Source organism: Actinoplanes sp. NPDC051537 (genome assembly GCF_055586105.1).
In genome coordinates this window covers 217,093-236,990 of the sequence record NZ_JBVJIU010000018.1, presented here as the reverse complement: position 1 = coordinate 236,990, position 19,898 = coordinate 217,093, and the positions used below count along the sequence as shown (strand labels likewise).

At 71.3% G+C, this 19,898-nt stretch carries 15 protein-coding genes and 1 rRNA gene; 9 read left to right on the top strand and 7 right to left on the bottom strand.

Annotation, left to right across the window (positions count from 1 at the left end; genetic code table 11):
- A 5S ribosomal RNA gene (rrf, locus tag ACZ6TB_RS37605) occupies positions 1-86 on the top strand; the annotation flags it as partial.
- 76 nt (positions 87-162) lie between these two features.
- On the opposite strand, the gene ACZ6TB_RS37600 is transcribed toward rrf, so the two are convergent.
- On the bottom strand, positions 163-789 hold the full coding sequence (locus ACZ6TB_RS37600; RefSeq protein WP_465562911.1) for a hypothetical protein: 627 nt from the start codon (positions 787-789) through the stop codon (positions 163-165).
- A 78-nt stretch (positions 790-867) separates the two neighbouring features.
- Between ACZ6TB_RS37600 and ACZ6TB_RS37595 the strand changes: the two genes are divergently transcribed.
- Genes ACZ6TB_RS37595 through ACZ6TB_RS37585 form a run of 3 tightly spaced genes read left to right on the top strand, consistent with a single transcriptional unit; the run spans position 868 to position 5,200 of the window.
- Positions 868-3,501, top strand: a complete 2,634-nt coding sequence (locus tag ACZ6TB_RS37595; protein ID WP_465562908.1) for a valine--tRNA ligase — start codon at positions 868-870, stop codon at positions 3,499-3,501.
- Entirely contained in the window at positions 3,498-4,814 is a 1,317-nt protein-coding gene (locus tag ACZ6TB_RS37590; RefSeq protein ID WP_465562905.1) for a bifunctional folylpolyglutamate synthase/dihydrofolate synthase, read from the top strand. The genes ACZ6TB_RS37595 and ACZ6TB_RS37590 overlap by 4 nt, the downstream gene beginning before the upstream one ends.
- Positions 4,811-5,200 (top strand): DUF4233 domain-containing protein, encoded by a 390-nt coding sequence (locus tag ACZ6TB_RS37585; protein ID WP_465562903.1) that lies wholly within the window; start codon positions 4,811-4,813, stop codon positions 5,198-5,200. The genes ACZ6TB_RS37590 and ACZ6TB_RS37585 overlap by 4 nt, the downstream gene beginning before the upstream one ends.
- A 19-nt stretch (positions 5,201-5,219) precedes the next feature.
- On the opposite strand, the gene ACZ6TB_RS37580 is transcribed toward ACZ6TB_RS37585, so the two are convergent.
- Positions 5,220-7,817: a VOC family protein gene (locus tag ACZ6TB_RS37580; protein ID WP_465562901.1), complete on the bottom strand. Its 2,598-nt coding sequence runs from the start codon at positions 7,815-7,817 to the stop codon at positions 5,220-5,222.
- Between the two features lie 145 nt (positions 7,818-7,962).
- Between ACZ6TB_RS37580 and ndk the strand changes: the two genes are divergently transcribed.
- Entirely contained in the window at positions 7,963-8,379 is a 417-nt protein-coding gene (ndk, locus tag ACZ6TB_RS37575) for a nucleoside-diphosphate kinase (RefSeq protein WP_465562898.1), read from the top strand.
- Here ndk and ACZ6TB_RS37570 read toward each other — a convergent pair whose 3' ends face one another.
- The 4 genes from ACZ6TB_RS37570 to ACZ6TB_RS37555 are packed head-to-tail and all read right to left on the bottom strand — an operon-like array spanning position 8,380 to position 11,934.
- On the bottom strand, positions 8,380-9,165 hold the full coding sequence (locus tag ACZ6TB_RS37570) for an ABC transporter permease (protein WP_465562896.1): 786 nt from the start codon (positions 9,163-9,165) through the stop codon (positions 8,380-8,382).
- The gene (locus tag ACZ6TB_RS37565) at positions 9,162-9,932 is read right to left on the bottom strand and encodes an ABC transporter permease (protein WP_465562893.1); all 771 of its coding nucleotides are present in this window, start codon (positions 9,930-9,932) and stop codon (positions 9,162-9,164) included. Before ACZ6TB_RS37565 ends, ACZ6TB_RS37570 begins: the two co-directional genes overlap by 4 nt.
- Positions 9,929-10,906 (bottom strand): ABC transporter ATP-binding protein, encoded by a 978-nt coding sequence (locus ACZ6TB_RS37560; protein ID WP_465562889.1) that lies wholly within the window; start codon positions 10,904-10,906, stop codon positions 9,929-9,931. Before ACZ6TB_RS37560 ends, ACZ6TB_RS37565 begins: the two co-directional genes overlap by 4 nt.
- 29 nt (positions 10,907-10,935) lie before the next feature.
- Positions 10,936-11,934, bottom strand: a complete 999-nt coding sequence (locus tag ACZ6TB_RS37555) for an ArsR/SmtB family transcription factor (protein ID WP_465562883.1) — start codon at positions 11,932-11,934, stop codon at positions 10,936-10,938.
- A 59-nt stretch (positions 11,935-11,993) separates the two neighbouring features.
- Between ACZ6TB_RS37555 and ACZ6TB_RS37550 the strand changes: the two genes are divergently transcribed.
- The 3 genes from ACZ6TB_RS37550 to ACZ6TB_RS37540 all read left to right on the top strand — a co-directional run bounded on the left by ACZ6TB_RS37550 (position 11,994) and on the right by ACZ6TB_RS37540 (position 17,742).
- A complete protein-coding gene (locus ACZ6TB_RS37550) occupies positions 11,994-13,520 on the top strand; it encodes an alkaline phosphatase D family protein (RefSeq protein WP_465562880.1) in 1,527 nt (508 codons plus the stop codon).
- A 269-nt stretch (positions 13,521-13,789) separates the two neighbouring features.
- A complete protein-coding gene (ileS, locus tag ACZ6TB_RS37545; RefSeq protein WP_465562877.1) occupies positions 13,790-16,915 on the top strand; it encodes an isoleucine--tRNA ligase in 3,126 nt (1,041 codons plus the stop codon).
- 146 nt (positions 16,916-17,061) lie between these two features.
- Positions 17,062-17,742 (top strand): lysophospholipid acyltransferase family protein, encoded by a 681-nt coding sequence (locus tag ACZ6TB_RS37540; protein ID WP_465562873.1) that lies wholly within the window; start codon positions 17,062-17,064, stop codon positions 17,740-17,742.
- Between the two features lie 9 nt (positions 17,743-17,751).
- Here ACZ6TB_RS37540 and ACZ6TB_RS37535 read toward each other — a convergent pair whose 3' ends face one another.
- Positions 17,752-18,951 carry a hypothetical protein gene (locus tag ACZ6TB_RS37535; protein ID WP_465562871.1) on the bottom strand — a complete coding sequence of 400 codons (1,200 nt, stop codon included), beginning with the start codon at positions 18,949-18,951 and terminating at the stop codon, positions 17,752-17,754.
- A gap of 145 nt (positions 18,952-19,096) precedes the next feature.
- Between ACZ6TB_RS37535 and ACZ6TB_RS37530 the strand changes: the two genes are divergently transcribed.
- A complete protein-coding gene (locus tag ACZ6TB_RS37530) occupies positions 19,097-19,894 on the top strand; it encodes an alpha/beta fold hydrolase (RefSeq protein WP_465562869.1) in 798 nt (265 codons plus the stop codon).
- The last annotated feature ends 4 nt before the right edge of the window (positions 19,895-19,898 follow it).

Here is a 19,898-nt window from a genome sequence, read left to right as displayed (position 1 = left end):
GTCTCATTCCGAACCCGGAAGCTAAGCCCTCCAGCGCCGATGGTACTGCACTCGGGAGGGTGTGGGAGAGTAGGACGCCGCCGGACTCAACGTAAGAAAAAGGCCCGCCCCGGAAACGGGGCGGGCCTTTTTCTATTGTCAAAAGGAACGGCCGAGGCCGTTTCAGGAGCGAACTTCGGTCGCATCCCGGATCTGACGCATCAACGGCGCCGCTTCCTTCTCGGTGCGGTTGTTGAACATCGCCAGTGCGACGCTGCCGTGGTCGGCCCAGCCGCAGACCGTGAGGTTGCCGGAATCGGTCTTGGTGGTGCCGCACTTCATCGTGCCGCCCAGCTTGCCGGCGTCCACCTTGTGCAGATCGGTGACCGCGCCTTCGTTGTCGGAGATGAGGTCGAAGGCGGTGTCGAGGTCGTTCTCCGGCGTCCAGAAAAGCGTCGTCCCGCCGAAGAAGAGAACGTTCTTGTCGCCCGCATCCAGATAGACGGCGCCCAGCGACTTGTCCAGGTCGATCTCGGCCGCGACCGCCGTCTGCAGGTAGTCGGCCGTCGATTTCGCGTCGTCGGAAGTGTCGAGGCGAAGCGAGCCGATCTGCGTCGGGGCGGTCAGCGTCGCGTCCTTCTCGCTGGTGATCTGGTAGGCCGTGTACGCCAGTGCCCCGGCGCCGGCCACCGCCACCACCAGCAGCCCGAGCAGAAGGGTCTGGCGGACTCGGGAACGCGGACGAGGCTCCGGGTCGGGTGGTGACTCGGAGAGCTCGATCGGGCCGATGTCGATCGGGGCGTCGGACATTGCGCGAGCCTAGCAATCGTCCACCCGGGGAGGAGGTGCGAATTCGGGGTTCCGGGCGCGGCTCCGTAGACTTGTCGGGTGACCGAGACGACCCAGACCCGCACCCCCGACAGCCGGCCCACCGGTGGCCTCTCCGCCCAGTACACGCCGGGCGAGGTAGAGCAGCGGCGGTACGAGACGTGGGTATCCGCGGGCTACTTCACCGCCGATCCGGCCAGTGACAAGCCGGCGTTCTCGATCGTCATCCCGCCGCCGAACGTGACCGGCTCGCTGCACGTCGGCCACGCGCTCGACCACACCATCCAGGACACGCTCTCCCGCCTCAAGCGGATGCAGGGCTTCGAGGTGCTGTGGCTCCCGGGCATGGACCACGCCGGCATCGCCACCCAGAACGTCGTGGAGCGCCAGCTCGCGAGCCAGCAGCTGTCCCGGCACGACCTCGGCCGCGAGCAGTTCGTGGCGAAGGTCTGGGAGTGGAAGGCGCAGTCCGGCGGCGCGATCCTCGGGCAGATGCGCCGGCTCGGCGACTCCGTGGACTGGTCGCGCGAGCGGTTCACGATGGACGAGGGCCTGTCCCGCGCGGTCCAGACGATCTTCAAGCGGCTGTACGACGACAAGCTGATCTACCGGGCCAACCGGATCATCAACTGGTGCCCGCGGTGCCTCACGGCGCTCAGCGACATCGAGGTGGAGCACACCGACGACGAGGGCGAGCTGGTCTCGATCCGCTACGGCGACGGCGACAACTCCATCGTGGTCGCCACCACCCGGGCCGAGACGATGCTGGGCGACACCGCGGTGGCCGTCCACCCCGACGACGAGCGCTACCAGCACCTGATCGGCACCGAGGTGGAACTGCCGTTGACCGGGCGGCGGATCCCGATCGTGGCCGACGAGCACGTCGACCCGTCGTTCGGCACCGGCGCGGTCAAGGTGACCCCGGCCCACGACCCCAACGACTTCGAGATCGGCCAGCGGCACGACCTGCCGAGCATCACCATCATGGACGAGCGCGCGGTGGTCACGGTGCCGGGTCCGTTCGAGGGCCTTGACCGGTACGAGGCACGCCCCGCCGTCGTGGCGGCGCTGCGGGCCGAGGGCCGGATCGTCGCCGAGAAGCGCCCCTACCTGCACTCGGTGGGTCACTGCTCGCGCTGCAAGACGACCGTCGAGCCGCGGCTCTCGCTGCAGTGGTTCGTCAACACCGGCCCGCTGGCCAAGGCGGCCGGTGACGCGGTGCGTGACGGCCGGGTCGCGATCGAGCCGGCCGAGCTGGCCAAGCGCTACTTCGCGTGGGTCGACAACATGCACGACTGGTGCATCTCGCGTCAGCTGTGGTGGGGACACCGCATTCCGGTCTGGTACGGGCCGAACGGCGAAGTGGTGTGCGTCGGTCCCGACGAGCAGGCGCCCACCGGCGACGGCTGGCGACAGGACGAAGACGTACTCGACACCTGGTTCTCTTCCGCTCTTTGGCCTTTCTCGACGATGGGCTGGCCCGAGCAGACGGCGGAGCTGGCCAAGTTCTATCCGACCAGCGTGCTGGTCACCGGCTACGACATCCTGTTCTTCTGGGTGGCCCGGATGATGATGTTCGGGCTGTACGCGATGGGCGACGTCCAGCCGTTCGACGTGGTGAACCTGCACGGCATGGTCCGCGACGCCCACGGCAAGAAGATGTCGAAGTCGTTCGGCAACGTCGTCGACCCCCTCGACTGGATCGACCGGTACGGCGCCGACGCCACCCGCTTCACGCTGGCGCGCGGCGCCAACCCCGGCTCCGACGTGCCGATCAGCGAGGAGTGGTGCCAGGGCTCGCGCAACTTCTGCAACAAGCTCTGGAACGCGACCCGGTTCGCGCTGATGAACGGCGCGACCGTCGAGGGCCCGCTGCCGGCGCCGGAGGAGCTCTCCGCCGTCGACAAGTGGATCCTGTCCCGGCTCCAGCACGTGATCGCCGAGGTGGACGAGCAGTTCGCGACCTACGAGTACGCGAAGGTCTGTGACACGCTCTACCACTTCGCCTGGGACGACGTCTGCGACTGGTACCTCGAGCTGAGTAAGCCGGTCCTGGCCTCGGAGGACGCCGGCACCACGAGGCGGGTGCTCGGTCACGTGCTCGACCAGCTGCTGCGCCTGCTGCACCCGGTCATCCCGTTCGTCACCGAGGAGCTGTGGATCGCGCTCACCGGCGGCGAGACGGTGACCCGGGCCGCGTGGCCGGCCGCCGACAAGGAGCTGATCGACGACGCGGCCGAGGAGGAGATCACCGCCCTCCAGAAGGTGGTGACCGAGGTCCGCCGGTTCCGCTCGGACCAGGGCCTCAAGCCCACCCAGCGGGTCACCGCGGCGCTCACCGGCCTCGGCAACGTCGGCATCGACACGCACGAGCCGCTGATCCGCTCGCTGGCCCGGCTCGACAAGCCGGCCGCCGGCTTCACGGCGACCGCGACGCTGGCGGTGACCGGCGGGATCACGGTCGACCTGGACACCCGGGGGACGATCGACGTCGCGGCCGAACGGGCGCGCCTCGAGAAGGACCGGGCCGCGGCCGAGAAGGAGGCGGCGCAGGCCCGCGCCAAGCTCGGCAACGACGCGTTCCTGGCCAAGGCCCCCGAGCCGGTGGTCGCGAAGATCAAGGACAGGCTGACCACGGCCGAGGCGGATCTCACGCGAATTGCCGCGGCCCTTTCTGCGTTGCCTACGTCATGAGCACCGAATACGACGAGGTGGTGGCCGGGCTCGAGCAGCGCGGCTTCACCCGCATGGTTTTCGACATCGGCAAGATCCGGGACCTCATGGACGTGCTGGGCAGCCCGCAGCGGGCCTACCCGGCGATCCACCTGACCGGCACCAACGGCAAGACCAGCACGGCCCGCATGATCGACGCGCTGCTGCGGGCGCACGGCCTGCACACCGGCCGGTACACGAGCCCGCACCTCGAGACGGTTCGCGAGCGCATCAGCCTCGACGGCGAGCCGGTCTCCGAGGAGCGGCTGGTCGAGGCGTACCGGGAAATCGCTCCTCTCGCCGAGCTGATCGACGCGCGGAATGCCGAACCGCTCACCTATTTCGACATGACGACCGCGATGGCGTACGCGACATTTGCCGATGCCCCGGTCGACATCGCGGTCGTGGAGGTGGGCCTCGGCGGCGAGGACGACGCCACCAATGTGATCGAGGCTGGCGTCTGCGTGATGACCCCGATCGGCCTCGACCACACCGAGTGGCTCGGCGACACGATCGAGGACATCGCCTGGGCCAAGGCCGGCATCATCCACAAGGGCGCCACCGTGATCAGCGCGGTGCAGACCGAGGAGGCCATGCGGCCGATCCTCGAGCGCTCGGCCGAGATGGGCGCGACCGTGGCCCGCGAGGGCAGCGAGTTCGGCGTCGTGGAGCGCACCCAGGCGGTCGGCGGGCAGGTGCTCACCCTCCAGGGCCTGCACGCGATCTACGGCGAGATCTTCCTGCCGCTCTTCGGCGCGCACCAGGCGCAGAACGCGGCGCTCGCGCTCGCGGCGGTCGAGGCGTTCCTCGGCGACCAGGTGCGGCCCGAGCTGGTGGTGGAGGGGTTCGCCCAGGTCGACTCGCCGGGCCGGCTCGAGCGCGTCCGCAGCGCCCCGACGATCCTGCTCGACGGCGCGCACAACCCGCACGGGATGGCCGCGACGGTCAGCGCGCTGGAGGAGGAGTTCAGCTTCCGGCACCTGGTCGCGGTGGTCGCGGTGCTGGGCGACAAGGACGTGTCCGGCCTGCTCGATCTGCTCGAGCCGGTGGCGGCGCGGATCGTGGTGACGCAGAACAGCTCGCCGCGGTCGATGCCGGTGATCGAGCTGGCGCAGATCGCGACCGACATCTTCGGCGAGGACCGGGTCACCGTGGCCGAGAACATGCCGGACGCGATCCAGGAAGCGGTGGTGATCGCGGAGGAGGACACGTCCGGCGAGCTGAGCGGGGTCGCGGTGCTGATCACCGGCTCGGTCGTCACGGTCGCCGACGCGCGGAAACTGCTGAAACGATGACGTCCCTGCCGCCCTCGACGCCGTCGCCGCCCTCGCAGCCTGAGCCCCCTCGTTCGGGGCTTCGTAACCCTCAGGCGGCCGTACGGGGGTTAGGCGCTGGAACGCTCGTGCTGGAGGCCATTGTTCTGCTGTTGGCCATCCAGCCCATCCGGATCATGGGTGGCGACCTGAGCGGCTGGGGTGTCGGCGCCGTGGTCGCGCTGGCGGTGCTGTGCGCGGTGCTGGCCGGCATGATGGGCCGTTCGTGGGCGTGGCCGGCCGGGGCCGTGCTGCAGGCGTTGCTGATCGCGTGCGGCCTGCTGCACTGGTCCCTGGCCGTCCTCGGCCTGATCTTCGCCGCGACGTGGGCCTACGCCGCGTACGTCCGGCGGAAGATTCTCGGCTAGGCCCACGTGCCGGCGGAGGTCAGCGGATCGCCCGCCACTGCGTGATGGCGATGTTGTGACCGTCGGGGTCGCGGAACGTGGCCGACCACAGCTCGAGGCGGTCGCCCCGGTTGACCGGCTGCGGCGGGTGCACGAACGGCACGCCCTTGGCGATGAGCTCGGCGTAGACCGCTTCGACGTCGCCGACCTCGAGGTTCAGGTAGATCAGGCGGCCGGCCTCGGCCGAGAGATCCGCGACCGTGCGTAGCACCAGGCGCGTGTCGCCCGAGGCCAGCACCGCGCTGCCGTCACCGCTGTCGATCTCGTAGAACCCGAGCGTGTCCCGGTAGAAGGCGACCGACCGCGTGAGCTCGGTGACCAGAACCGTGATCCCCACGCCGTAGATCGCCCCCGCCGGCCCGGGCCGGGCGCTCGGATAGGCCGTGATCAGGTCGTCGGCGTGCTCGTCCGGTTCGGTCGAGAACGACGGCGGGGTCGACCACGGTGTCGCGTCGGGGTCGGGCGGGATCTCGGCGGGCTCGGTGGTCTCGGTGGGCGGGACTGCGGCGGCGGCCGCGGCGGGAGCTGCGGCGCCGACCGGGGCGGGAGCTGCGGGGGCGGGAGTGCCGGCGGCGGGAGTGCCGGCGGCGGGAGTGCCGGCGGCGGGAGTGCCGGCGGCGGGAGCTGCGGCGGCGGGAGCTGCGGCGGCGGGAGCTGCGGCTGCGGGAGCTGCGGCTGCGGGGGCAGCGGCGCGGGCTGCGGCGGCTGCGGCTGCTGCTGCTGCGCCGACTGCGGGCTCGGCCGGCGGGACCTCGGTGGCTGCGGCCGTGGCCGGCTCGGCGGGCGGGACCGCGCCGGCCGCGGCAGCGGGCTCGGCGGCTTCGGAGGGCTCCGGCGGCGTGGGGGGCTGCTTGTCGGAGTGGCCGAATCTCTTGACGGCGGCTACGGCGGAGGCGGCGACCGCACCTACGGCCGCGGCGGCGCCCGCTACTACGCCGGGGGAGTGGTGGTGCTGGTCGGCGGGGGCGGTGTCGAGCGGGATCTCCGCCGTCGGGTCGTAGGTCTCCTCGTCGTGGGCCGCGTTGGCGGTGAACCTCGTCGTGGGTCGGGGCTCGGGCGGCGGGGCGATCAGGTCGTCGGCCACGGCCTCGGGGGCGCCGGGGGCGGTGGCCTCGGGCTGGGCGGCCGGGTCGGCGTCGAGAGGTAGGTCGATGTCGTCGTGGGCGGACGGCGGCGGGGCCGTGGGGCGGGACATCGACGCCGGCGGCGCGGTGGGGGGTGGTGTGGTCGGCTCGGGGGCGGTGGGTGGCGGGACCGACGGGCTCGGCGTCGCGGCGGTCGCGGTGACCGTGGGTTCCGGGCGCCGGTAGGCCGCGTGGGGCGCCGGGTCGTCCAGCGGAAGGTCGAGCGGCGAGGTGCCGTGGGGCGCCACGGGCTCGTCGAGCGGGACGTCGACGGGGGCGGCGTCGTCCGGGTGGGGGGTGCGCGGCGACGGGGGCGCCTTCGCTTCCGCGGTCAGCGGGTCGGCCGTCGCGGTTGCGGTGCCGCCGCCGTGGGGCCGGGGGCGCGGGCTGGGACGCCGGGCGCCGGCGGAGACACGCTCGCCGGCGGTGCCGGGCGGACCCCCGGCGGCCTGATCGCCATAAGGGTCGCTGGCGAACCGGTGACCCGCGGCCGCGGCGGCCGCGGCGCCGGCGACCGTCGGCTCGGCCTGCTCGAATCGGCCGGGCGCGTCATCCGCTTCCGCAACATAGTCCGCTTCCGCGTCGTCATCGGCGGCCGCGGCGAAGCCAGGATCGGCGGCCGACCCGGGGCCGTCCGAGAAACCAGGGTCATCGGACGAGCCGGGAGCGCCGGCGAAGCCAGGGTCGGCGGAGGAACCAGCGGGAGCGCCGGCCGTCTTGGCGGCTCGGCGCGGGAGCGGCTGCGTGTCGGAGTTGTGGTCGACGAACTCGCCCTCCACGACCACGCCCGCGGGGGTGTCGCGAACGACCACGGGGGTCTCGCCCGCGGCGGCGGGGGCCGGGGACGCGGGGGGCGCGGGCGGCGGCTCGCCGTCGTCGTCCCACTCGCGGTCGGGGGTGGTCCAAGGCGGGGGCTCGACGTCGCCCAGGAGGTCGTCGTCGAGGTCGTCGTTGTAGTCCTCGGGGATGTCGCCGTAGTCGGGGGTCGTCGGGGGCGGCGGGTCCTCGCCGCGCTCGTGCGGGGTCGCGTCGTCCCAGTTGATGCGGACCCGGCGCATGTCGTCGACGTCGACGGTGATGGGCAGGGTGTCGCCGATCACCGGCCACTTCACGACCGGCACGCGCGGCTCGCGGATGGTCACCTCGGAGGTCGGCAGGCCCGGCGCGACCACGACGGCCTGGATCTCGGCCCGGCCGTAGACGGCGGACGACGCCGGCGGCGGCGAGATCGCGCGCACCTCGGCCGTGCCGCTCACCCAGGCCCGGGCGCCGCGCCGCACCACATTGACCATGCCCAGCGCGATCGACAGCGCCAGCACGGCGAGGCCGAAAACGACCACGCCCCAGCTGGACATGCCGAGGCCCAGGGCCACGACGAAGACCGCGATCGTGCCCATGACGGCCGCCACCAGCTTGCGCGCCGGTGCGACAGGACGGCCGGTCTGGTTTGCCAATGTGGACCTCCCGCTCTTTCACGTCAGGTTATTGCCCGGCCCGGTCCGAGCGAAAGTGCGGTAGTCCCGGCGTTGCCGCTCGCCGGAAACTCGGTACCGATAGGCTGAATCCCGCGTATCTGCCGAAGTTAACCGGAGGAAGTTCGTGACCAGCCCCATCGAGCGTTCGCTCGTCCTCGTCAAGCCCGATGCGGTCAGCCGTGGCCTGCTCGGCGAGGTCCTCGCCCGCTTCGAGCGTAAGGGCCTGGTCATCGAGGCGCTCGAGATGCGCACGATGGACGCGGCCCTCGCCGACCAGCACTACGCCGACCACGTCGAGAAGGCGTTCTACCCGCCGCTGAAGACGTTCATGACCAGCGGCCCGCTGGTGGCCATGGTGCTCGCCGGCGACAACGTGATCGAGGTCGTCCGCACCATGATCGGCTCGACCGACGGCCGCAAGGCGGCCGCCGGCACGATCCGCGGCGACTTCTCCCTCTCCAACCGGGAAAACCTGGTGCACGCCTCCGACTCGCCGGAGAGCGCGGCGCGCGAGCTGTCCCTCTGGTTTCCCAAGATCTAGCTAGAGCGTCTCCAGGCTCGCCGTCCGGCGTGACTCGGTCTCGAAGATCTTGAGGAGCAGGGCGGCGAGGAGGGCATAGGCCAGGCCGACCAGCGCCTCCCGGCCCAGGGCGGGCGCGGCCGCGGCGAGGCCGTGCCCGGCGGCGAGATCGCGGGCCGCCGCCGCGGCGTGGGTGATCGGCAGGAACTGACCGACCGTCACCATCCAGCCGGGCAACGCCGAGCTCGGCACGTTCACGCCGGTGAGCAGCAGCAACAGCGCGACCGCGACGTTCGAGATCACCCAGACGTCGCGGAAGCGCAGGCCCAGCGCGCCGAGCGTGAGCCCGAAGAACGCGCAGGCCAGCGACCCGACCGCCATCGCCAGGAGCAGGCCGGGCACGGCGGCGAACGGGATCCGCAGGCCGAGCAGCGCCGCGCTCACGCTGAGCGTGACAACGGCGATGAGAAGACCATTTCCCGCGTACGGCAGGGCCCGCCCCAGAAACACGGCGGTGCGGCTGCGAGGCGACAGCAGCACGTGCCCCAGCGTCCCGTACCGCCGCTCGTTGCCGACCGCCAGCGTGCCGCCGAAGACGCAGGCCAGGGTGGCACACAGCACCGCGTTCCCGACGATGTAGAAGCGGTCGTCGGCAACCCCCAACTGCCTTCCGAGGTACGCGAAGAACAGCAGCTGGAACAGCGGGCCGACCAGCAGCGTCCCCACGAAGATCGCGGGCCGGGTCCAGTTGAACAGGGCTCGGTAGGCGATCACGCCGCCCACGGTCATCAATCGCAGAGTCTTCATGCCAGCGCCAGGGTTGCGGCCGCGCGGGCGCGGCGTTCGACGTAGGTGAGCGCGAACGAGCCCGCGACCAGGCAGATCACGCTGATTCCGAGGCAGATGCCGATCGCCGGCCAGACCGGGCCGCCGGTGGTCGCCTCGCGCAGCGCCCGGGCGCCCCAGGTGGTCGGCAGCACCGCCGCGATCGGCCCGGTCCAGGCCGGCAGCACGGTGATCGGCACGAGCATGCCGGAGACCAGCCAGATCGGGTACTCGAGCGTGTTGGTGAGCGCGTTGGCGTTGCGCATCAGCACGAACGTCGAGGCCAGCAGCAGGCCGAACATGCCGAGCGCGACGACGCAGACCACGGCCGCCACGACGAACAGCGCCGGGTGCGCGAAGTCGAAGCGGATGCCGTAGAGGATCCGGCCCCAGGCGAGCGTGGCCAGCAGCGCGTACGTGCCGGTGAGCCCGGTCGCCACCGTGATCGGCAGGATGACCAGGACGGGCCGCCGCGGCGCCAGCATGATCATTTCGAGGGTGCCCTGCCAGCGCTGGTTCTGGATCGCGCCGCCGGAGCCGAACAGCACCGACGACCAGACGCCCATCAGCCCGGCCCCGACCGCGGCCTCGAGCAGCCGGTGTTGCTCGGCGCCGGCCCGGAACAGGTAGACCGCGAGCGTGGCCTGCACGATGGGCACGACCAGCGCGATCGTCACCTCGAACGGGGAGCGGCTGATCTGCTTGGCGTGGGTGAGGGTGCCCAGCAGCAGCATGCGTGCCGTTCTCATGCGGCGTTCACGATCGCGACGTAGGCGTCCTCGAGCGTGGGCTCGCGGCTGTTCACCCGGCCCAGGCGGATGCCGGCGAGCTCGCGCAGGATGTCGCCCTGCACGTCCACGTGCGCGTCCGAGTGGACGGTGAGCAGCTGCAACGCGCCGCGCTCCTCGATCGCGGTCTCGCGGACCCCGGGCAGCCCGCGCAGCGCCGCCACGGCCGTGTCGGGAACCCCGTACGCCTCGACCTCGACCACCCGCCGGCCGTCCGCGCGACGCCGCAGCTCCGCCGGGGTTCCGAGGGCCTGGATCTCGCCGTCGGCGATCACCCCGATCCGCCCGCACAGCTCGTCGGCCTCGGCCATGTAGTGCGTGGTGAGCAGCACGGTGGTGCCGGAGGCGGCGAGATCGGAGACGGTACGCCGGAGCTCGCGCGCCGCCACCGGATCGACCCCGATGGACGGTTCGTCGAGGAACAGCACCTCCGGCGCATGCAGCAGCCCCCGCGCGATGTGCAGGCGCTGCCGCATGCCGCGCGAATAGCCCTCGACCCGTTCCCGTTCCCGGCCGTCCAGCCCGACGAGCTCGAGCAGCTCGGCGATCCGGCGCTTCTGCTCGCGCGGCGCCACCCCGTAGAGCTCGGCGAAGTAGCGCAGGTTGTCCAGCGCGGAGAGCCGTTCGTAGAGCCCGCGGTCACCACCGAACACGTAGCCGATCCGCCGGCGTACCTCTCGGGTCTGTTCGACCACATCGAGCCCGCACACCCGCGCCGTGCCCGACGTGGGCAGCAGCAGGGTGTTGAGCATCTTGATCGTCGTGGTCTTGCCGGCGCCGTTCGGCCCGAGCAGGCCGAACAGCTCTCCGCGCGGCACCGCGAACGACACGCCGCGCACGGCCTCGACCTCGGTCCTTCTCGGCCGAAGCCAGCCCGTGCGCCCCCGATATGTCCGGCGCAATCCATCCGCCTCGATGGCGTAGTCGCTCCCCATGACCGGAACGCTAGGGTCCGGCGGCGGTTCTAGGAAACGAATTCGGTCGCGGCCGAATCGTCGCCGAGCAGCGTGACCAGCGCCGTCCCGGCCGGCTCCAACCCGTAGAGAACCCGGCGGCCGGCCCGGCGCCGGTGGATCACCCCGGCCGCCAGCAGCGAGGTCAGGTGCTCGGAGACCGTGCTCGGCGCGAGACCGAGCGCGGTCGCCAGGCCGGTCGTGGTGGCCGGCGTGACCAGCGCGCGCAACACCGCGGCCCGGCCCCGGCCGACCAGGATGGCCAGCCGGTCGTCGGCGACCGGCGCCGGCGCCGAGGCGAGCAGGGCGGACCCGCGCGCCTGGTAGGTGACCATCATGATCTCCGGGTGGTCCGTGGAGCAGGACAGCGCGCCCCGGGAGAAGATCAGCGGCACCAGCAGCAGGCGCTGGTTGATCGCCGTGAACGACTGCTCGAGCGGCTTGACCAGGGTGAGCACCGGCCGCTCCCAGCGGATCCGCTCGTGCAGCTTGGCCAGCAGCGCGTCCGGCCCGTCGGCGGCCAGCGCACGGGCCCGCAGCAGCACCTCCTCGTCGAGCGCGGCGCGCATGGCCGGCCAGTGCGGGGCGATCGCCGCGTCCCAGTAGGCGGCCAGGCCGTCGGCCAGCCGGTTCAGCGCGCCGCGGGCGTCGCGGCGGAACGGCTCGAGGGCGGGGTCGGCGGGGTACTTGCGCAGTTGCTCGTCGACGATCTCGGCGGGCGTCTCGCGCATCTCGGCGAGCTGCTCGTCGATCGTGGGCGTCGGCGTGGACGGGATCGCGTCGAGGAAGTCGGGCATGCCCGGCTTGACGTCGAAGTAGAGCCGGACCGGTGCGGTGGCGGGGTGGGTGCGGAGGATCTCGCGGGCGCGGACGGCCCATCCGTCGTACGGCCAGGGCGCGCCCGCCGGGTTGCGGCACAGCAGGAAGAGGCTGCACACGGCCTCGGCCAGGGGACTGATCGCGATCCTCGTGCGGGCCAGCGTCGGTTCATCGATCTCGATCCGGATCACACGGTGAAGTTTAGGGAACGGCCACCTCGAAGCCACGTCCGATCGATAGGCATCAGGGCATGACCTCGATTTCCCGTCGTAATCTGCTCAAGGCCGGCGCGGTCGGCCTCGCCGGGAGCGCGCTGTTCGAAGCGCCCGCGTTCTCCAGCGCCGGCGCCCGGCCGCTGCTCACCCACGGGGTGCAGAGCGGCGACGCCACCGCCGACTCGGCGATCGTCTGGGGCCGGGCCGACCGGCCCGCGCGCCTGTGGGTGCAGGTGAGCCGCCGTCCCGACCTGCGCGGCGCCCGCGTCCTGCGGGGCCCGATCCTGACCCCCGGCTCCGACTTCACCGGCAAGGTGCGGCTGCGCAACCTGCCCTCCGCCTCGAAGATCTACTACCGGGTGCGGGCCGAGAGCCTGGACCGGCCCGGTCTCTTCGGCTCCTCGGTCGACGGCTCGCTGTCGACCGCGCCGCGGCATCGCCAGGACGTCCGGTTCGTCTGGACCGGCGACGTGGTCGGTCAGGGGTGGGGCATCGACCCCGCGTACGGCGGCCTGAAGCTCTTCGAATCGATGCGGCGCCGCCGGCCCGACTTCCTGCTGCATTCCGGGGACACCGTGTACGCCGACGGGCCGCTGGCCGAGTCGGTGACGCTGCCCGACGGCCGGCCGTGGCACAACCTGGTCACCGAGGAGAAGTCCAAGGTCGCCGAGACGCTCAAGGAGTACCGCGGGCAGTACGCGTACAACCTGCTCGACGAGAGCTACAAGCGGTTCGCGGCCGAGGTCGCCCAGATCAACCAGTGGGACGACCACGAGGTGCTGAACAACTGGTACCCGGGCGAGATCCTGGACGACGCCCGGTACACCGAGAAGCGGGTCGACGTGCTGGCCGCGCGGGCCCACCAGGCGTACCACGAATGGGTGCCGATCCCGTCCGCGACCGGCCCGGTCTACCGCAAGATCTCCCATGGCCCGCTGCTCGACATCTTCATCCTCGACATGCGGACCTTCAAGGACCCCAACGACGGCAACACGTACGCCGACCCGAAGCGCGGCATGCTCGGCGACGCCCAGCGCGAGTGGCTCATCCGCGGCCTGCGGGAGTCCCGGGCCACCTGGAAGGTCATCGCCAACGACCTGCCGCTCGGCCTGGTCGTGCCGGACGGCCCCACCGCGCAGGAGGGCGTCGCCCAGGGCGACAACGGCGCGCCGCTCGGCCGCGAGCTCGAGTTCGCCCGGGTCCTGCAGTCGGCGCACCGGCACGGCGTGACCGGCATCGTCTTCCTGACCGCCGACGTGCACTACACCGCGGCGCAGCACTACGACCCGTCCCGGGCCGCGGTCCAGGACTTCACGCCGTTCTGGGAGTTCGTCTCGGGCCCGGCCCACGCCGGCGCGTTCGGTCCGAACGCGCTCGACGGCACGTTCGGCCCGCAGACCGCCTTCGTGCACGCCCCGCCGGTGGCGAACGCCTCGCCGGCCGAGGGGTTCCAGCACTTCGGCGAGGTCGCGATCGACGGACACTCCGGCGACCTGACCGTCCATCTGCGGGATCGCGAGGGCGCCTCGCTCTGGTCGACCACCCTGGCGGCCCACCGCTAGGACATCTGCCCCGGTGGCGGCCCGAGGCCGCCACCGGGCGTATCCTTGGTCCCCGCAGGCGCTGAACCGGCCATCACCGGGGAGCCTCCGGAGGAACGGGTCCGCTTTCAGAAGCGAGACCTCACTAGAACCGGGCGATCGGCACGCGCGCACGCCGATGAATGAGCGGGCGGAGTCATCCGTCAAGCGAGGTGGTACCGCGGGCGCCGAAACAGAGCGCGCTCGTCCTCGCAGTCCACGCGAAGTGAACTGTTTGAGGGGAACCATCGATGGCTTATCCCAAGCACACCGATGCCGACGGCGTGCCGGCCGGCCCGGATCTGCCGGCCGTCGAGCGAGCCGTGCTCGAGCACTGGGCCGCCGACAAGACGTTCGAGGCGTCGGTCGACCAGCGCCCGGCCGGGGAGAACGGCGGCAACGAGTACGTCTTCTACGACGGTCCGCCGTTCGCCAACGGTCTGCCGCACTACGGGCACCTGTTCACCGGCTACGTGAAGGACCTGGTGCCGCGCTACCAGACGATGCGCGGCAAGCACGTCGAGCGGCGGTTCGGGTGGGACACCCACGGGCTGCCGGCCGAGGTCGAGGCCGAGAAGCAGCTGGGCATCAGCACCAAGGCGCAGATCGTCGAGCTCGGCATCGACAAGTTCAACGAGGCCTGCCGCGCGTCCGTGCTCGCGTACACCAAGGACTGGGAGCGGTACGTCACCCGGCAGGCCCGCTGGGTGGACTTCGCCGACGACTACAAGACCCTCGACCCCAGCTACATGGAGTCGGTCATGTGGGCGTTCAAGACGCTCCACGAGAAGGGCTTGGTCTACGAGGGGTTCCGGGTCCTCGCGTACTGCTATCGGTGCGAGACGCCGCTCTCCAACACCGAGACGCGGATGGACGACGTGTATCGGGACCGGACCGATCCCGCTCTGACGGTGCTGTTCCGGCTCGACTCCGGCGAGGACATCGCGGTCTGGACCACCACCCCCTGGACTCTGCCGTCGAACCTGGCGCTGGCGGTCGGCCCGGACATCGAATATGCGGTTCTGTCCGACGAGTCGGGCCGGAAGCTGATCATGGGTGCGGGGCGCGTCGCGGCGTACGCGAAGGAGCTCGAAGGTTTTGAGCAGGTCGGCACCGTCCGCGGAAGCGAGCTGGCCGGCCGCCGGTACACGCCGCTGTTCGACTTCCTGGTCGAGCAGGCGGGCGAGAACGCGTTCCAGGTCCTGGCCGCCGACTACGTGAGCGACGAGGACGGCACCGGGGTCGTGCACCAGGCGCCGGCCTTCGGCGAGGACGACCAGAACGTCTGCAACGCGGCCGGCATCCCGACGATCGTGACGGTGGACGACCACACCCGGTTCACCGCCCTCGTCCCGCCGTGGCAGGGCGTGCAGGTCTTCGACGCCAACAAGCCGATCATCGCGGTACTCAAAGAGAATCAAACCGTCCTGCGGCACGAGGGCTACACGCACTCGTACCCGCACTGCTGGCGGTGCGACACCCCGCTCGTCTACAAGGCGGTGTCGAGCTGGTTCGTCGCCGTCACCACGTTCCGGGACCGGATGGTCGAGCTGAACCAGGAGATCACCTGGACGCCCGCGCACATCAAGGACGGCTCGTTCGGCAAGTGGCTGGCCAACGCCCGCGACTGGTCGATCTCCCGCAACCGCTTCTGGGGCTCGCCGATCCCGGTCTGGAAGTCGGACGACCCGAACTACCCGCGGGTGGACGTCTACGGCTCGTTCGAGGAGCTGAAAAAGGACTTCGGCGTCGAGATCAAGGACCTCCATCGGCCGTACGTCGATGAGCTGACCCGCCCGAACCCGGACGATCCGACCGGGCAGTCGACCATGCGCCGGGTTCCGGAGGTGCTCGACTGCTGGTTCGAGTCGGGGTCGATGCCGTTCGCGCAGGTGCACTACCCGTTCGAGAACAAGGACTGGTTCGAGCACCACTACCCGGGCGACTTCATCGTCGAGTACATCGGCCAGACCCGCGGCTGGTTCTACACGATGCACGTGCTGGCCACCGCGTTGTTCGACCGGCCGGCGTTCCGTAACTGCCTCTCGCACGGCATCCTGCTCGGCGAGGACGGCCGGAAGATGTCGAAGTCGCTGCGGAACTATCCGGACGTCTATCGGGTCTTCGACACGTACGGCTCGGACGCCATGCGCTGGATGCTGATGTCCTCGCCGGTGCTGCGGGGCGGCGACATGCCGGTCACCGAGGTGGCGATCCGCGACTCCGTACGGCAGGTGCTGCTCCCGCTCTGGAACGTCTATTACTTCTTCACCCTTTATGCCAACGCGTCGGGCTACGAGGCGAAACTTCGGGCGGATTCCACTCATCTGCTCGACCGTTACATCCTGGCCAAGACCGGCGAGCTGGTCGCCGCGGTGCAAACCCACCTCGACGAGTACGACATTTCCGGAGCGGCGCAGGATATCCGGTCGTATCTCGACGCGCTCACCAACTGGTACGTCCGCCGATCGAGGGACCGCTTCTGGGCCGGCGACGAGGACGCGTTCGACACCCTCGCGACCGTGCTCGAGACGGTCTGCCGGGTCGTGGCGCCGCTCGCCCCGCTCACCGCCGAGGAGATCTGGCGCGGCCTCACCGGCGGCCGCTCGGTGCACCTCACCGACTGGCCCGAGGCCGCGGGCTTCCCGGCCGACCACGCGCTGGTCGCCTCGATGGACGCGATCCGGGAGGTGGCCTCGGCCGCGCTGTCCCTGCGCAAGGCCCGGGCGCTGCGGGTCCGGCTGCCGCTGGCCAAGCTCACCGTGGCGACCGCCGACGCGGGCGCCCTGTCGAGCCTCGGCGACCTGCTGGCCGACGAGGTCAACGTCAAGGAGGTCGTCTTCACCGACGACGTCGCCGCGTACTGCGAACAGGTTCTGACCGTGGTGCCCCGCGCCCTCGGCCCGCGCCTCGGCAAGCAGGTGCAGCAGGTCATCCAGGCGGTGAAGAAGGGCGAGTGGCAGCTGGTCGACGGCGCGCCGGTCGCCGCCGGGGTCACGCTCGCCGACGGCGAGTACGAGCTGAAGCTGGTCGCCGCCGACGTGGCCAACTCGGCGCCGCTGCCGGCCGGCGCCGGCGTGGTCGTGCTCGACACCGTGGTCACCCCGCAGCTGCTGGCCGAGGGCCTGGCCCGCGACGTGATCCGGGTGGTCCAGCAGGCCCGCCGGGACGCGGCCCTGGACGTCTCGGACCGGATCGAGCTGACCGTGTCGGCGACCGACGCCGTGCGGCTCGCGGTCGAGGCGCACCGGGACTTCGTGGCCGGCGAGACGCTGGCGACCTCGGTCGGTTTCGTGCCGGCCGGGGCGCAGGGTTTCAGCGGCGAGGTCGGCGACGGCGAGGAGATCACGGTGGCCGTGGGGCGCGCCAACCGGTGAATCCGTGAACCCGGTCCGGACATTTGCCGCCTGTGTGGTGAATGTCCGGCCGGGTCGGCAACATCGACGGGGACTTCCGGGGTGCGGTCCGATAACCTCACACCACCCCACTATTCGCACGACCCGTTCCACCGGAGGATCCCCAGTTGCCGCTGCTCTACTCAATCGGCAAGCTCACCGTCGGCAATCTGCTGAAGGTCGGCTGGCGGCCGCACGTCGAGGGCCTTGATTTCGTGCCGCGCACCGGCGGCGCGATCTTCGCGGGCAACCACCTCTCGGTCGCCGACGAGCTGTTCCTGGGCGCGGTCGTTCCCCGCCACCTCGCGTTCTGGGCCAAGTCCGACTACTTCGACGGCACCGGCGTCGGCGGCTGGTTCACCCGCAACCTGCTCAACGGGCTGGGCGCGATCCGGGTGCAGCGCGCCGGCGGCCGCGACGCCCTCGCCGCCTTCGACGGGGCGATCCCGGTGCTCAAGTCCGGCGACATGGTCGTGGTCTACCCCGAGGGCACGCGCTCTCCCGACGGGCGTCTCTACCGCGGCCGTACGGGGGTGGCCCGCCTGGCCGTCGGCGCCGGTGTCCCGATCATCCCGGTCGGCATGCTCGGCACCGAGAAGGTCCAGCCCATCGGCCAGCCGTACCCGATGCCGTTCCGCGGCAAGATCACGGTCAAGTTCGGCAAGCCGATCGACGTGACCGGCCGCGCCGACGACCGCACCTCGCTGCGCGCCCTCACCGACGAGGTGATGGCCGAGATCCAGAAGCTGACCGGCCAGGAGTACGTGCCGCGCTACGCCCCCGCGAAGAAGCCGGCCGGCGAGAGCTAGGGCGGCCGCTCAGCCCGGGGTCAGCACCGCGGTGCGGAGGCGGCCGACCAGCTCGGCGCTGTCGTCGATCGAGCGGCGGGTCAGCAGGACCGTGGCCATGCTGCCGTGGTCGGCCCAGGCGCAGACCACCACCGCGGCGCCGTTCGCCCGGCCGACGCCGCAGCTCTCGTGGGCGCCGGTCTCGCCGAGGCTGTAGGACTGCACCTCGTCGAGGCCGAACTCGTCGCTCAGCCGGTCGAGCTGCGTGCGGACGTCACTCTTCGGGGTGAATCGGAAGCCGGTGATGCCGAAGACGGTGACCCGCTTGCCGCGGCTGTCGCCGTAGACGCCGGCGAACGCCGTGCCGTCCCGGGCCTCGGCCGACCGCAGCTCGGTGGCCAGTCGCTCGGCCGCCTTCTTGCTGGCGCTGTCGTCGCGCAGGCTCAGGTCGGAGAAGTCGGTCGGCAGGTCGGCCGACACCGGATATTGCCGGGCCGCCGGGAACTGGAGATAGGCGAACGGGCCGCCGCAGCAGCACAGCACGCCGAGCGCGGCGATGAGGAACAGCCGGCCGCGGCGGCGCTTGCGGCGCGGGGGCGGGAGGGGGCGCGGCGGCTGCGGCGGCCCGGCCCAGGGCGGGCGGGGCGGCAGCGCCGGGCGCGCCTGCACCGGCACGCGGTTGGCCGGGGGGAGTGCGCGGAGGGCCTTCTCGCGGGCCTTGCGCTCGCGGCGGCTGAGCTTGGGCGGATTCCGGTACGGCGGCGGCCCCGGCGGCGTTTTGTAGGCCGGCGGCGGTTTCTGGGCCTGCGGCGTTGCGTGGGCCTGCGGCGTTGTGTGGGCCTGCGGCGGATTGTGGGCCGGAGGGGGTGCCGGGGCGGCGGGCGGCTCGGCCCTGGTGGGCGCCGGGGCCTCGATCCTCGTGGGCGGGAGCGGCGCCTCGACCCTCGTCGGCGGGAGCGGCGCCTCGGGCACGGCCGGGAACGGGTCGACCGGCGTGTCGTGCCCGGCCCATGGGTCGACGGCCGGGATCGCGGCCCGCTCGTCGTCCTCCTCCTCCGGCTCGGGCCGGCGGCGGGTCCACCGCGGCTTCTTCGGCGTGGGCGGCGGGACGGCCGCCGATCCGCTCCAGCGCGCCGGAGCGTCCACCGTCGACGACTCCGTGCGGCCCTCGACACGGGTCGGATCACGCTCGGGCGCCGGGCGAGTGCCGTCCGGCTCCTGGTCGGTCATCCGTCGATCTCTCCTTCGCTGCGTCTTCCGCCAGGTTAGAAGCGGTGCGCCAGCCCGCCGAACGGAACGGACCGGACGCCAAACGTGAACGACGGACAGACTGGGCGATGTGCGAAACGGATCGGAGCCGTATGGTTACCCAGACATGAGAACAACCCAGAGAAACGCCGTCACGTTGACCGGCAACGACGCCGGTCAGCCGATGATGTTCGCGCATGGGTATGGGTGCGACCAGAACATGTGGCGCCTCATCGTTCCCGCGTTCCAGGACACCTATCGGCTGGTTCTGTTCGACCACGTCGGTAACGGCAAATCCGACTTGTCGGCCTACGACGACGCGAAGTACTCCACTCTCGACGGCTACGCCGACGACGTCCTGGAGATCCTGCACGAGAACGACCTGTGGGACGTGATCTTCGTCGGCCACTCGGTGAGCTCGATGATCGGCGTGCTGGCGGCGAACAAGGAGCCCGAGCGCTTCGCCAAGCTGGTGCTGATCGGCCCCTCGCCGCGCTACATCGACACGCCGGCCGAGAGCTACACCGGCGGCTTCGCCCGCGAGGACATCGAGTCCCTGCTCGACTCGCTCGACTCCAACTACCTCGGCTGGTCCAGCCAGATGGCCCCGGTCATCATGGGCAACCCCGACCGGCCCGAGCTGGGCGAGGAGCTGACCAACAGCTTCTGCCGCACCGATCCGGAGATCTCCAAGAAGTTCGCGCGGGCCACGTTCCTCTCCGACAATCGCGACGACCTCCTGAAGCTGCGGACGCCTTCGCTGATCCTGCAATGCTCGGACGATGTGATCGCGCCCGCGGTCGTCGGCGACTACGTTCATAAGCACACCGCGGGCAGCACCCTGGTGCAGATGAACGCGACCGGCCACTGTCCCAACCTCAGCGCGCCGGAGGAGACGATCGACGCGATGAAGGCCTGGTTGTAGAGCG

What these genes read in the sequence shown, in the direction of transcription:
- ACZ6TB_RS37600 (WP_465562911.1), bottom strand. Translation starts at nt 789, where the DNA reads ATGTCCGACGCCCCGATCGACATCGGCCCGATCGAGCTCTCCGAGTCA.
- ACZ6TB_RS37590 (WP_465562905.1), top strand. Translation starts at nt 3,498, where the DNA reads ATGAGCACCGAATACGACGAGGTGGTGGCCGGGCTCGAGCAGCGCGGC.
- ACZ6TB_RS37585 (WP_465562903.1), top strand. Translation starts at nt 4,811, where the DNA reads ATGACGTCCCTGCCGCCCTCGACGCCGTCGCCGCCCTCGCAGCCTGAG.
- ACZ6TB_RS37570 (WP_465562896.1), bottom strand. Translation starts at nt 9,165, where the DNA reads ATGAAGACTCTGCGATTGATGACCGTGGGCGGCGTGATCGCCTACCGA.
- ACZ6TB_RS37565 (WP_465562893.1), bottom strand. Translation starts at nt 9,932, where the DNA reads ATGAGAACGGCACGCATGCTGCTGCTGGGCACCCTCACCCACGCCAAG.
- ACZ6TB_RS37560 (WP_465562889.1), bottom strand. Translation starts at nt 10,906, where the DNA reads ATGGGGAGCGACTACGCCATCGAGGCGGATGGATTGCGCCGGACATAT.
- ACZ6TB_RS37550 (WP_465562880.1), top strand. Translation starts at nt 11,994, where the DNA reads ATGACCTCGATTTCCCGTCGTAATCTGCTCAAGGCCGGCGCGGTCGGC.
- ileS (WP_465562877.1), top strand. Translation starts at nt 13,790, where the DNA reads ATGGCTTATCCCAAGCACACCGATGCCGACGGCGTGCCGGCCGGCCCG.
- ACZ6TB_RS37535 (WP_465562871.1), bottom strand. Translation starts at nt 18,951, where the DNA reads ATGACCGACCAGGAGCCGGACGGCACTCGCCCGGCGCCCGAGCGTGAT.
- ACZ6TB_RS37530 (WP_465562869.1), top strand. Translation starts at nt 19,097, where the DNA reads ATGAGAACAACCCAGAGAAACGCCGTCACGTTGACCGGCAACGACGCC.